The organism is Paenibacillus sp. GCM10023252 (assembly GCF_042653305.1).
Taxonomy (GTDB): domain Bacteria; phylum Bacillota; class Bacilli; order Paenibacillales; family Paenibacillaceae; genus Pristimantibacillus.
On sequence record NZ_JBHSHW010000003.1, the window covers coordinates 197,622 to 211,001 of the forward strand.

Annotated in this window: 12 protein-coding genes; 9 read left to right on the top strand and 3 right to left on the bottom strand. The window is 54.2% G+C overall.

The annotated features are described in order from the left end of the window. Positions 1-195: 195 nt before the first annotated feature. Both sbnA and ACFO9Q_RS03510 read right to left on the bottom strand, forming a co-directional pair. Entirely contained in the window at positions 196-1,218 is a 1,023-nt protein-coding gene (sbnA, locus tag ACFO9Q_RS03505) for a 2,3-diaminopropionate biosynthesis protein SbnA (RefSeq protein WP_379178731.1), read from the bottom strand. Next, on the bottom strand, positions 1,211-2,449 hold the full coding sequence (locus ACFO9Q_RS03510; RefSeq protein ID WP_379178733.1) for a hypothetical protein: 1,239 nt from the start codon (positions 2,447-2,449) through the stop codon (positions 1,211-1,213). Before ACFO9Q_RS03510 ends, sbnA begins: the two co-directional genes overlap by 8 nt. Before the next feature lie 147 nt (positions 2,450-2,596). Between ACFO9Q_RS03510 and ACFO9Q_RS03515 the strand changes: the two genes are divergently transcribed. The 6 genes from ACFO9Q_RS03515 (at position 2,597) to ACFO9Q_RS03540 (ending at position 8,229) form a co-directional block, all read left to right on the top strand. Continuing rightward, complete coding sequence (locus ACFO9Q_RS03515; RefSeq protein ID WP_379178735.1) at positions 2,597-3,418, top strand: YheC/YheD family protein; 822 nt, start codon at positions 2,597-2,599, stop codon at positions 3,416-3,418. Positions 3,419-3,680: 262 nt separating this feature from the next. Further along, positions 3,681-3,812 (top strand): hypothetical protein, encoded by a 132-nt coding sequence (locus ACFO9Q_RS03520; protein WP_379178737.1) that lies wholly within the window; start codon positions 3,681-3,683, stop codon positions 3,810-3,812. Then, a complete protein-coding gene (locus tag ACFO9Q_RS03525; protein WP_379178739.1) occupies positions 3,809-5,605 on the top strand; it encodes an alpha-L-rhamnosidase C-terminal domain-containing protein in 1,797 nt (598 codons plus the stop codon). Before ACFO9Q_RS03520 ends, ACFO9Q_RS03525 begins: the two co-directional genes overlap by 4 nt. Positions 5,606-5,819: 214 nt before the next feature. Beyond that, positions 5,820-6,644, top strand: a complete 825-nt coding sequence (locus tag ACFO9Q_RS03530) for a basic amino acid ABC transporter substrate-binding protein (protein ID WP_379178741.1) — start codon at positions 5,820-5,822, stop codon at positions 6,642-6,644. A 151-nt stretch (positions 6,645-6,795) separates the two neighbouring features. Then, on the top strand, positions 6,796-7,452 hold the full coding sequence (locus tag ACFO9Q_RS03535) for an amino acid ABC transporter permease (protein ID WP_379178743.1): 657 nt from the start codon (positions 6,796-6,798) through the stop codon (positions 7,450-7,452). A 51-nt stretch (positions 7,453-7,503) separates the two neighbouring features. Continuing rightward, the gene (locus ACFO9Q_RS03540; RefSeq protein WP_379179162.1) at positions 7,504-8,229 is read left to right on the top strand and encodes an amino acid ABC transporter ATP-binding protein; all 726 of its coding nucleotides are present in this window, start codon (positions 7,504-7,506) and stop codon (positions 8,227-8,229) included. Between the two features lie 4 nt (positions 8,230-8,233). On the opposite strand, the gene ACFO9Q_RS03545 is transcribed toward ACFO9Q_RS03540, so the two are convergent. Beyond that, the gene (locus ACFO9Q_RS03545) at positions 8,234-9,040 is read right to left on the bottom strand and encodes an alpha/beta fold hydrolase (RefSeq protein WP_379178745.1); all 807 of its coding nucleotides are present in this window, start codon (positions 9,038-9,040) and stop codon (positions 8,234-8,236) included. A 991-nt stretch (positions 9,041-10,031) separates the two neighbouring features. Between ACFO9Q_RS03545 and ACFO9Q_RS03550 the strand changes: the two genes are divergently transcribed. The 3 genes from ACFO9Q_RS03550 to ACFO9Q_RS03560 all read left to right on the top strand — a co-directional run bounded on the left by ACFO9Q_RS03550 (position 10,032) and on the right by ACFO9Q_RS03560 (position 13,380). Continuing rightward, entirely contained in the window at positions 10,032-10,796 is a 765-nt protein-coding gene (locus tag ACFO9Q_RS03550; RefSeq protein WP_379178747.1) for a YveK family protein, read from the top strand. Continuing rightward, complete coding sequence (locus tag ACFO9Q_RS03555) at positions 10,780-11,460, top strand: CpsD/CapB family tyrosine-protein kinase (protein WP_379178749.1); 681 nt, start codon at positions 10,780-10,782, stop codon at positions 11,458-11,460. Before ACFO9Q_RS03550 ends, ACFO9Q_RS03555 begins: the two co-directional genes overlap by 17 nt. A 75-nt stretch (positions 11,461-11,535) precedes the next feature. Beyond that, positions 11,536-13,380, top strand: coding sequence for a polysaccharide biosynthesis protein (locus tag ACFO9Q_RS03560; protein ID WP_379178751.1), 1,845 nt, complete (start codon positions 11,536-11,538; stop codon positions 13,378-13,380).

Here is a 13,380-nt window from a genome sequence, read left to right on the forward strand (position 1 = left end):
ACGCCATCCTCATACAGTCACCTATCACCCAGCGCATAACGCCATCCTCATACAGTCACCTATCATCCAGCGCATAGCGCCATCCCCGTACAGTCGTCCATCACCCAGCGCATAGCGCCATCCCCATACTGTCCCACCTGCACTAACCCAGTAGCACCATCACCCGTATGCTCGCCCTCATTCTTTTACCCTAATCTACTCACTGCCTTCACTGCCCTCACTGCCTTCGCCACCCTCACTACCCCCGCCTACGAACATCTCCTCCACCCACACCTCACTGTACACCGTATCCAGATACCGCTCTCCGCGATCATGCGCGAGCAGCACGCAGCTCGACCCGTCTGGAATCTGCTCCCACAGCTTCCCGAGCGCCGCTACGACTGCCCCTGTCGAAGGTCCAGCCAGGATAGACTCCAAGCGCACCAGCTCGCGGCAGCCCAGCACCATATCGTAGTCAGGCACATGCACCGCATAGTCCATGAATCTCGTCTGACCGAAGGGAGGAACCAGACCCGCCCCCAGTCCGGGAAAAAGCCGCCGCCGCCCCTTCAAGCCGCCCTCCATAATAACACTGCCCACCGCATCGACCGCCACGATCTTCGTCGTAAGGCCATGCTCCTTCACATATTGCGCGCAGCCGTACATCGTGCCGCAGGTGCTTACACCGCCGACGACATAATCGACCCGGCCGCCAAGCGCCTCCACAATCTCCCGCATCGTCGTCTCTGCATGCGCCATATAATTGTTCGCATTGCCGTACTGATTCGGCCAGTAGCTGCCGGGAATCTCTGCGAGCAGCTCCTGCACCTTACTCAGCCGCGCCTGAAGGAATTCCCCACTCAATGGGTCGGGCTCCTCCACCAGCACGATCTCAGCGCCGTAGGCTTGCATGATCTTCACGTTCTGACTCGTCGTGCGAGGATCAATGACACAGATGAAGCGCATACCAAGTGAGGAACAGATAGAGGCGAGAGAGATCGCCATATTGCCCGAGCTGGACTCCACTACGACAGAGCCGGGGCCGATCATCCCACTTGCAAGCGCCTGCTCAATCATTCGCTTCGCCGGACGATCCTTCGCACTACCGCCCGGGTTCATCAGCTCGAGCTTCGCATAGACCTGAATTCCCCGATCATTGGCGAACAGCCTCCGAAGCCGGACAAGCGGCGTATTCCCGATTATTCCGAGCAAGCTTGCCCCACACGGCCTGTTAGTCATAGTACACCCGCTTGCCCTTCACCGAACGACGCTCGAACACTGAACTGTCCTCATTCACTAGCAGCACATTCATGCCGCTCAGCATGCCGCCGCGAATCATCTGCCCGATATCCGGAATTCGTTCCTCTACCGCTTGCTTCACCTCGGGTAGCCTGCCTTCCTCCAGCAGCTTACTTCTTATATAGATCGTTAGGACGTTGTCCTGCAGCTTCACCCGCACCTCCGCATCCGAAGCGAACGGATAGACAGCCTCCTCGATATCGTACAGACTAATCTTCTCCCCATGCTTCAGCTCCGGACCGATTCGCTTGGATACACATCGGAAGCTCTGGCGCGGCTTGCCGTCCACCATGATCGTCTCCAGACCTCGGACCACATCATAGGTTACATACCGCAGCGCGGGGAACCAATCTCTCACCCATGAAGTCAGCACCAGCACACGTTCATCCTCCTCCAGCAGCTCGAAGCCTTCGCCAAGCTCCTCCGCCTTCAGTCCTTCCGCATATAAGCCGTCCACGAGCAGGTAGCGTCCGTGAACATGCGAGTATGCCGCAATCGTGCCGATCTCAATGGAGCCCAGCGTGTCCAGTATGTCAGCCTTCTCAATGCCCAGCTGAGCCGCCTTCTGCGCCTGCCATTCGGGCGTGGCGAGCTCGCCAACGAGAATGACCTTGAGGATGCCAAGCGCCTTAGGTTCCGTACACTCCCGAATAATGGCATCCAGAATAGAGGGCATCGTATACAGCAGCTGCGGCCGGTACGCTTCCAATCTCCGCACATGCTCCTTAATCGGCAGCTCGAACGAGAGAGATTCTACCTCCAGCCCCAGCTTTTCGAAAATCACCACAGCCGTACTAGCCGCATGTCCCGTCCCCATATCCGACATGACACGGCTTACAGGCGGTCCGCCGCTGGCCAGGAGCCATTGTCGGAAGAGGGCGATTTTCACCGTGATGTAGTGCTCGTCATCCTCCGCTGAGTAGTAGATCGCCTTGCGCTTGCCGGTGCTCGTGCCGGAAGTGCGGTAGACCGACAAGCCGTTGTCCGCGGGAGGCACATCAGTATAGTAGAACTGCTCAAGGGCAGAGCGATTCATTAGAGGCAGATCGGCAAGAGATAGACTAGCCGGTGTGCCGCCAGGATGCAGGGGTCGAAGCAGCTGCTCATACCAGGGTAACCGGCTGGCTATGGTTGATAGCTTATGGCGTAGATCATTATCGTTAGGAAGCACTGCGTACGCACCTCTCCTCGGTCGTCCATTGCTATATTCATATGTGCCCCGGAAGCATTGGTTCTGGGAATTGGGGCAGCGGCCCAAGGCAAATGTGCGTTAGCACCGTATTGTAATGATAGGGGTGTTAATGAGGGAGGGGCTTACATGAAGACGAGCAGGAAGAAGGCGGCACTGCCGAACCGGGCGCGTGACAAGTGGACGAAGACGAAGGTGATGGTGCGGAGCAAGCTGCTGAAGGACGCGACGCCGGAGACGCAGCCACTGACGAAGGACGGCCTTCGCCGCATGCTGGGCAAGTATGGAATGGTGTATGTGAAGCCGGGCTACGGGTCGCAGGGGCGGGGGGTCACGCGGGTAATGAAGCAGTCCGCCGGCATTGGCCGCAGGGCGGGCTATGTGTATCAGGTCGGAGAGCGGGCATTGTCGTTCAGCAGCTTCGAGGGGTTGTACCAATCACTCTCCAAGACGACACGGAAGGAATCGCACATTGTTCAGCGTGGCATTCACCTGCTTAAGCATCGCGGCCGACCCTTCGACATCCGGGTCATGGTACAGCAGCGGCCGCGCGGGGGATGGGAGGTTACCGGAATGATAGGGCGGGCAGCCCATCCTCGCAAGATCGTCACCAACGGCAGCCAAGGCGGCACCATCTACGAAGTGCGCCAGCTGCTGAAGGACCACGCTGCGCCAGCGAAGCGGGCGGCGCTGCAGGGGAAGATGAATCGTCTCGGCCTCGCGACGATTCGGCAGCTGCACGCGGCTTACCCCGGCATTCGCGAGATCGGACTCGATCTCGCCATTGACCGCCGGCTGAAGCCGTGGATTCTCGAGGCGAACACGAAGCCGGACCCTTGTCCGTTCGCCATCATCAGGGACCAGACGATGCTCCGCCGCATCGTCCGGTACGGCCGCGCATACGGCCGGCACTACACGCTTCGCTGCGTCAAGGCGAAGCGGGGGGTGTAGCCTTCAAGTTGAACGGGTAGTATCCGGAGTCGAGATCGTCTCGCTTGAGGAAGGAGACCATCGGCTGTTACGGTGATTGAACTGAACAAGTAACAGAGAGTAGCATGCAAGAAGACGCCAGGCGGATACGCCTGAGCGTCTTCTTGTACGTTATCCCGTGAATCTAGACAAAAATGTACCCGAATGACAAGAGGATATTATTTATGAATCAGAGCCCACTATCTAAGATAAATAGGAGAAGACGATAACGAGGTGAGCATCCATGATTATTCAAATCTTAAAGTCCGTACGGGGGATGTCGGGAGAGATGAAACAGCAGTTCAAGCAGATGACCGCTGCTGGCTATGACCGCAACGACCCTACTCCTCTGGAGGGTGTGGAGGTGCGCACATGAGAATATCCTATTCACCAGTTAATAGAAAACTCGTTCCGGAAGGATTCGAACCGTTCGAGCTTCAGCCAGGACAGAAGGCTCGATTCGACTTCGGTCTCAAGCGAGCAGGGCTGCTTCATGTGGAGCTCAGCGGCTCAGCGGCTGCTGCACTCTCCCAGGTACGCTATACCTATACGAGCGATGAGAGACTGCTCTCCTCTCTGTATCGCTGCTTCGAGGATGAAGCGTGGGCTGCCGGAAGATTCCCGGCTTATGTAAGAATGCGTCCTTACGGCTATGCAGATCAATGGTTGCCCATGGGAGAGGGAGCTTATCTGCTGGAAGAGGACTTGACGGTTCTTCGTTATCTCGAGCTGGATAACCGCTCTAGTGAACCGCTGTCCATCCATCGAATATGGCTCGATTATACAGCTGCACCTTATCAATCCGTCGGAGGCTTCGAATGCGATGATAACCTGATTAACGAATGCTGGGCGATGGGGACGTATACGGTAGAGCTGTGTACACAGCCTTCGAGATATACGCAGCGACCGCTGCAGGGGCCCTATTCGGACTACGTCATCTGGGACGGCGTGCGCAGGGACAAGGACATCTGGGGTGGAGATCTCAGACCTGCTTCATTAACTGCGTTGTATGCATTCGACCAGCCTGAGATTGTCAAGAATACGATAGAGCTGCTCTTAACTCTCCAACATACAGAAGGTGAGGAGCAAGGCATTATTCCAGGCAGCGGCGCCTATGGCCAGATCTTCTATGAATGGACCATGTGGACAATCGTTAACTTATGGGAATACGTATTGCTGACTGGAGATCTGGCTTACCTTCGGGCTAATGTGGGCAGATTATGTGATGTCGTGGCCTGGATGAACAGGCGAATGGAATCGGACGGCTTAATTAGCGGCCTCAACAGCTGGATGTATTCAATAGACGCTCGGGGTAAGATTAGCGGCTTGGCCATGGCACAGAAGGCCGCTTGGGATGCGCTTGTTCAATTATTCGGGCTTGCGCAGCATCCTATGCAGGAGCATTGCAGGCAGCAAGCGGAGAGAACGAAGCGCTCTATCCTTGCTCAGTTCAGTGTGCCGGGCAATCCGCTGTTGACGATGATGCCGGCAGGGACGAAGGAACGAGATCGGTTCGCCATTGATGGCAACTTGTGGGCGATTCTGCATGATGTGGTCGAGCCCTCAAGAGGAGGACACATCTTGCAGGAGATTGAGAAGCAGTTCTGGACAGAACGCGGCTCCATTAATGTCGTTCCTGTATTCGATGAGGCATTGGACGGTGCATGGTGGTGGGACGTACTTCCGCAGCAATCGGCTGTCTGGCGGCACAATAACAATATATGGCCTTACATGTCTGCCTATGAAGTATTGGCGAGCTTCCACGCGGGTCAGACGGACCGCGGGCTAGAGGTCATGCGGCGTGTCGGACGAAGCCATCTGGAGCAAGGACACAAGACGTATTGGGAGATGATGAATGTGAACGGGGATCTTCCGATTGGCGATCAGGGAGACACGCTGTCGCTTACTCATGCTTGGGGAGGAACGGGCAGCTACGGCTTGCAGGCTTATGTTGCGGGTATTCAGCCCTTGACACCAGGATTCAAGAGCTTCTCCGTCCATCCATCTCTCGGTTCGCTTCAGTGGGTTAAGGCGGAGGTGCCAACTCCGCAAGGACTAATTGAAGTAGAGGCGGAGCGTACGAAGAGCGGCGAGATTAGAGGCACCGTTAAGGGTCCGGGTGAGACGCAATGCAGAGCAAGTGTGGGAATGGAGAAGCTCAGAGGATGATGGAGAAGCATACAGGATAACGGTATGGGCTAATGAGCAATGCAAGCTGGACTCTAATTGAACGACGTGACCTGTAACCCAGGTGAGCACGTCGTTCTTTATTTATAATGTTAGGTATAATGACACAACCCTCTAAATTACTGTTGTTCTCCTCCCTATAAGCTGATAGAATCGGAGACAAATAGCTCTACATAATGACTGAGGAGTTGGGCGAATGAAGCGTTGGATGATGGCAGGGTTGATGGCAGTACTGGTATTCGCGCTCGCAGCATGTGGTGCACAGAGTAATAATGAGAGTGCCAGCGGAGAGATCAGCGAGGGCGACAATAAGATTATGTTCGCTACTGATGCGGCCTACGCTCCGATGGAGAGCATGGACAAGGACAAGATTGTCGGCTTCGACATCGACTTCTTGGCTGCAGTTGCGAAGGAAGCCGGCATCAACTATGAAGTGAAGAACACAGGCTGGGATTCCATGCTGACGCTCGTTCAAGCGGGCAAGGAGTATCAAGCAGGCATCTCCTCGGTATCGATTACGGATGAGCGCAAGGAGACCTATGATTACAGCAGTCCTTACTTCGAATCTACGAATATGATTCTGACGAAGGAAGGCTCCCCTATTAAGTCGGCACTAGACTTGAAGGACAAGAAGGTAGCGGTGCAGCTAGGCACGACGGCTGACACCTTGATGTCGGACATTATGGGCAAGGACAGCACATCACTCAAGAAGTTCGAGAGCAACGCGCTTGCTCTGCTTGAGCTGGAGAACTCAGGCGTCGATGCGGTTGTGGCGGACGTAGCCATTGTTAAGGAATATATGAAGAATAATCCGGACAAGAAGTTCACCGGCATTCTCGACAAGGACAACTTCGGCGCCGAGTTCTACGGCATTCTGCTGCCGAAGGGCAGCGAGCTGAAGGCGAAGCTGGATCCAGCCATTAAGACCATTATTGAGAATGGCGAGTACGCGAAGATCTACGAGAAGTGGTTCGGCGAGCAGCCGAATACGGAGATTCTGCTGAACGCAGCGAAGGAGTAACCGGTCATTTTAATAGATGTTCTGCTTAACGACCCAATTCGGGCCACATTCTCTGGTTTTACACTCAACAAGCATGCGTAACGCTTTCTGCTGCGCATGCTGTTTTTTTTTACGACGCTCACGGCCACTAATAGAAGGGATGAGACCTCACATGCCAGACTTCTTCAGAATCGACATTGTCATCGACTACTTGCCCCTCCTGCTGAAGGGCACTCTCGTCACCATTGGCCTGTCCGTCGTGTCCATCCTGCTTGGATCCTTACTAGGACTCCCCATGGCCCTTGGCAAAATGTCCCGACGCTGGTTCCTCAAATATCCAGCCGTCTCCTACATTAACTTCTTCCGCGGAACGCCGCTCTACGTGCAGATTCTAATCGTCCACTTCGGACTCGTCCCCGCTCTGCTTGGACAGACCAACGTGTACGTGGCGGCTATTACTGCCCTGACCTTGAATGCGGCCGCTTACACCGCTGAGATCTATCGGGCTGGCATTCAATCTATTGACAAGGGGCAGACCGAAGCGGCACAATCGCTTGGTCTCACACAGCCTCAGATTATGAGATTCATCATTTTGCCTCAAGCCATCAAGCGCATGATTCCTGCGTTCGGCAACGAATTCATCGTCCTGGTGAAGGATTCGTCCCTAGTGGCGCTGATTGCAGCGCAGGAGATTATGTACTGGAGCAACGCCATGAGTAGACAGTATATGCGAATCTGGGAAGCTTACTTAACCGCAGCCTTCATCTACTTCATACTGACTTACTCCCTCAGCAAGCTGCTTGCTTACTTCGAGAGGAAGGTGGTGTAGCAGATGACAAGCACAGATATAAGCATGAGCACAACCGGACCTGCCTGTGCAATCATTGAAGTGTCAGGCATTACGAAGTCGTTCGGTGCGAACACCGTCCTTCGCGAAGTGAATCTTAACGTTACTCGAGGCGAAGTCGTCGTTATTATTGGGCCTTCGGGTTCAGGCAAGTCGACCTTGCTGCGATGCCTGAACTTGCTGGAGCGGCCGGAGAGCGGCGATATCCGCATACAGGGCAAGTCCTTGATGCAGGCTAAGCCTGCAGAGATTGCCGGCATTCGAACGGAGATCGGGATGGTGTTCCAGCATTTTCACCTGTTCCCTCATCGGAAGGTTATTGATAATATGACGTTGTCTCCTATTCAAGTGAGGAAGCTGTCTCCTGATCAGGCGCGGGCGAAGGCGATGGAGCTGCTGACTAAGGTGGGTATGGCACACAAGGCGGAGGACTATCCGGCATCCTTGTCGGGTGGACAATCGCAGCGGGCAGCCATTGCGAGGGCGCTAGCGATGGAGCCGAACATTATGCTGTTCGATGAGCCGACGTCGGCATTGGACCCAGAGATGGTGGGCGAGGTGCTGGCTGTCATGAAGCAGCTGGCGAAGGAAGGCATGACGATGGTCGTCGTCACCCATGAGATGGGCTTCGCCCGCGAAGTGGGAGATCGCGTCCTATTCATGGAGCAGGGGAAGATTGTGGAAGAGGGCTCTCCCCAGCAGCTGTTCGAGGAGCCGCAGACGGAGAGAGCCCGCGCGTTCCTATCCAAGATTCTATAGGATTCTATAGCTGCAGCTCGTATAGCAGATTGCGGTTGAACAGGTCTAGCTCATCGTACCATATTCCATGCCCGCTGCGGTCGAAGCGGATAAGCTTGGAATGAGGAATGCCTTGGTGCATTAGGGCGGCGAAGGGGAACGGGCAGATCTTGTCTAGCAGTCCGTGCATAATGGTCGTCCGAGTACGTATGAAGGGCAAGTCCTGGGCGAGAACCTCATCTCTAAGGGCTACTGAGCCAGCGATGGTCCCGTGGGGCGATGCGCTCAGGTTCACCAGATTGAACCAATGGCGGAAGGCAGGCGTCACCTCGCTTGCGAAGAAGTTCTTCCCGAAGTTGTCCAGCGCGGCCGGCCGATCCTTAGTCAAGGCCCTGATTAGCTCATCCACTTGATCGACCGGCATGCCATAGGGATAACCTGGCCGCTGCACGAAGGATGGAGCGGCAGCCGCAGCCAGGATGAGCTGGCACACCTTATGCCCGCGGTGCCTCGCCATGTATCGGATGGCGATGGCACCTCCCATCGAGAAGCCAACGAGGTGCACTTGCTCCAGGTGCAGCGTATCCATGACGACACGAACATCATCTGACATCCGATTATAGTCATATCCGTACCACGGGGCGTCCGACTTGCCGTAGCCACGCAAGTCCACCAGTATACACCGATAACCGTATTTCGGAAGCTGCGTGAACTGGTACTCCCACATGGCGTGCTGCAGGGGCCAGCCGTGAATGAAGATGACGGGCTTGCCCTCCCCGATATCCCGGACGTAGATCTTCACGCCAGGCTCCACTTCGATGTAATACCCCACCAGCTATTCCCCCTTACTCGTAGTTAGATCACAATCAGGTTGAGACAAGTCTCTATATAATAGAAGAAACACGATGCACACGACCTCAAGTCTACCGCCATTCACCCCCGCAAGCCCGCAATCGACATTGCGGGATCCACGCAACTCACATTGCGGTAACCCCGCAACCACGCAATGCGGAGGAGCTATTCCGCTACGCCCATCAGACTATATATATGAAGGGAAATATCCATTATTCGTTCGAAAATATTATTTTGAACCAACCCACCGAAAACGAGAGGCTATTCCGAAGGTCATGCGAGCGTGACTTTTGGGATAGCCTCTTGGGGATGAATCGCTTCAATCTCTCTATCAAATGACACAAAAAAGAACGCTTCCACAGGAAGCGCTCTATGTAAAAAAATTGTTAATTCGTTGGCCAATGCAGACCTAACTGGGACATATGAGCAAAAAAAGACGAAAAAGTAGGGCGTCGGGCACCTAACCGGGCATAATTGATGGCTCCTCTCTCCCATTAAGCCTATGTAAAGAGAAGGCCTTTTTCCCAAGTATGTACATTTCCTATGGCGAAAGTCCCTATACGTCCCAAGGATAGGCCTTTGTAACCCGTGATCATTATTCTCATAAACTCTCTCATAATAAACCGACATCCCTTACTCCATCATGCTCCCCGGTTATTATTGGCTTCTCGTAAAACATGATTCCTAAGTAACAAAGTCGGATTAAGCAAAAAATTAGAATTCTCATGGTAAATCCCAATAACAAGAAAATCAAGCGGTTACAATATAAAAAATTTCATTAAAATTACCATCTGCTACCTAAATATTTAGGCAGTGATGCTTATACATATACTCTAAGCCTGTTTATTTGTACCCAAATGTACCAATTAGAAAATCATACCTTGTCCCTCTTATTTGATTGCGTCATTCTGTGTCATACTCTAATCGACCAAAAACGAGCCTTAACGAAAAGGATGGAGGGTAATGTCGTTTTGAGTACAGAACTGGATATTAAACATATCGTATCGATCATCCGCAGAAAAATATGGCTTGTCGTTCTAATTGTCATCTTGGGTACGACGGCAGCGGGCGTCTACAGTACCGTCATCATGAAGCCTGTCTATCAAGCGTATACGAAGCTCATCGTGAATTCGACCGTCGGGAAGGCGGGCATGTTCCAGCTCGATCTGAACATGATTAATACGAATCTAAGCTTAATTAACACGTACAAGGAAATTATTCGGACCCCGTCCATTATGGATCTGGTCATTGAGCAGAATCCCAAGCTGGATGTAACGACTGACCAGCTCATGAAGAATATTCGCTTCAGCTCGGTGAACGGCACGCAGGTCGTGACGATCTCCTACCTGGACACGAACTACGAACGGGCGACTCAGATTGTCAACTCCGTCTCCCAAGTGTTCCAACAGCAGATTCCCAAGATTATGATGGTCGACAATGTGTATCTGCTCCATATGGCTGATGATGCAGAGGTGCCTGCACCGGTGAAGCCGGAGCCGAAGCTGAATATGGCTATCGGCGGCATCTTGTCCCTCTTAATCGGCATCGGACTCGTCCTGCTGCTCGACTACTTCGACGATACGATTCGCACGGAAGAGGATGTCACTCGCCATCTTGGCTTGTCCACACTCGTATCTGTTCCCCACATCAAGAATGGCGATCTGAAGCCGAGGGATACGAATCCGCGGCCAATACCGCAAGAGGGAGGAGAACGTACTCGTGTCAAAATCTCATAACGCCCGTCCAATCGTAACGGACGCCAATCCGATGTCCCCAATCTCCGAAGCCTATCGAACGCTGCGGACGAATCTGCAGTATGCACAGACGGAAGCGCCTCTTCAGCTGCTGATGGTAACCTCCGCGAATTCGAAGGAAGGCAAGACGACGACGCTGATGAATCTGGCCGTCACCTATGCTCAGTCAGAGCTTAAGGTACTTCTCGTCGATGCGGATATGAGGAAGCCAACCGCGCATCATACGTTCGGACTTAGCAATCGGACAGGGCTGTCGCATCTGCTGTCGGGGCAAGCGAGCTTCGGAGATACGGTGCAGCACAGCCGAATTCATGGACTGGATGTCGTCACATCCGGTCCTATTCCGCCCAATCCCTCCGAGCTGCTCGGTTCCTCGCGAATGGACAGTCTGCTAACCAGCCTTCGTCAGAAGTATGACATGGTACTCATCGATACCCCGCCGGTCCTTGCGGTCAGCGATGCACAGGTCGTGTCGGTCCGCTGTGACGGGGTGCTGCTAGTCGTGAATGCCAGGAGCGCGAAGCGTCAGCAAGCGGTGAAGGCGCGGAATGCGCTCGAGTTCGTGAATGCCCGCATTGTAGGCGTGGCGCTTAATCAGACGTCCTTACGAGAGGCTAACTCTTATTACGAATATATGGAACGCTAGCACGAGCCATATGGATCACAGATAACCAATCTATTCCATCGTTAACCCAAATTCAGAAGTGGAGGAAACTATTCTATGCGATTCCTGTTCCGAACGAAGCTGTCCATGACCTGGGATATGTTAGCGGTGCTGATCTCCCTAGCAGCTGCCTATGGCATGATGCATGCCTCTCTGGAGTCTGGCCCATTATCCGGCTGGCTCGGCAAGGCGATGTATGGAGCAGCGGCTGCGGCAGGCGGCTACTGGAGCATCGTGAAGCTTCGCTTGCACCGTCACATCTGGCAATACACTGGCGTGGAGGAGCTGCTGTCAATCATTAAGGCGGCTATTCCTTCCGCGGTCATTCCATTCCTCGTCTTCTCCCTAGTCGGCGGAGGAATGCTGCCAGCCATGCTGCTCGTTCATCACCTCATCGGTATTATGCTGCTCATGGCTGGACCGCGCCTCGCATGGCGAGTGTTCTGCGACAAGTACAGCTCCCGCAAGCCGGTGCACAGTCACCGCGCCCTTATTATCGGAGCAGGCAGCTGCGGCACGCTCATTGCGAAGGATATGCTGCAGAATGATGCCGTCAGCATCATTCCTGTCGGATTCATCGATGATGACCCGTACAAGCACCAGATGCATGTGCTCGGCCTGCCGGTATTCGGCGGACGCGATCACATTGCTTGCGTAGCGGAATCCCAGCATATTGACGAGATTATTATCGCGATGCCATCCGTATCGAAGACGCAGATCTCCGCACTCGTCAACCTGTGCAAGACGACGAAGGCGAAGCTCAAGATCGTGCCGGATCTGCAGGATATGATGAGCAGCTCCAATCGGAACGCCGCCTCCCGTGTAAGGGATGTGCAGGTTGAGGATCTGCTCGGCCGCGATCCGATTCGTACGGATCTCGAGCATATCGCGGGCTATGTACAAGACAAGGTTGTGCTGGTAACAGGAGCCGGAGGCTCTATTGGCTCTGAGCTATGCCGCCAGATTGCGCCGTTCGAGCCGAGCAAGCTGCTGCTGCTCGGACACGGCGAGAATAGTATCTACACGATCGAGATGGAGATGCGAGCGACCTTCCCTGACCTGCCGATTGAGACGGTCATTGCGGATGTGCAGGATCGCGCCAGGATTGATGCGGTATTCGCCGCTCATCGTCCGCAGGTTGTCTTCCATGCCGCAGCTCACAAGCATGTGCCTCTCATGGAGCGCAACCCGGCTGAAGCGATTAAGAACAATGTATTCGGCACGAAGAACGTGTCCGAATGTGCAGACCTGTACGGCGCAGACCGGTTCGTCCTCATCTCCACGGACAAGGCCGTTAACCCAACGAGCGTCATGGGCACAACGAAGCGAATCGCCGAGATGTTCATCCAGAGCTTGGACAAGCATAGCAAGACGAAGTTCACCGCGGTTCGCTTCGGCAACGTGCTCGGCAGCCGGGGCAGCGTTATTCCACGGTTCAAGGATCAGATTATGAAGGGCGGACCGGTGACGGTGACGCATCCGGAGATGGTCCGGTACTTCATGACGATTCCGGAAGCGGTGCAGCTGGTTATTCAGGCGGGTTCTTTTGCCAAGGGCGGGGAAGTGTTCATCCTGGATATGGGCAAGCCGGTGAAGATCTACGATCTAGCCGTCGACCTCATTCGCCTGTCCGGCTACGAGCCGCATCTGGACATTGACATTCAGTTCAGCGGTATTCGCGAAGGGGAGAAGCTCTACGAGGAGCTCCTGACGAGCGAAGAGGGACTGACGTCCACCGTGCATAACCGGATATTCATCGGCAAGCCGGTACAGCTGAACCGAACGGAGCTTGAATTCGAGATTCGCAAATTAGATAAAGTGCTGGCGCTGCAGCCGGATGAAATTCGTGCGGTGCTGAAGCACCTCGTGCCTTCCTATAGCAACGTATCTGCAACGGGGTAG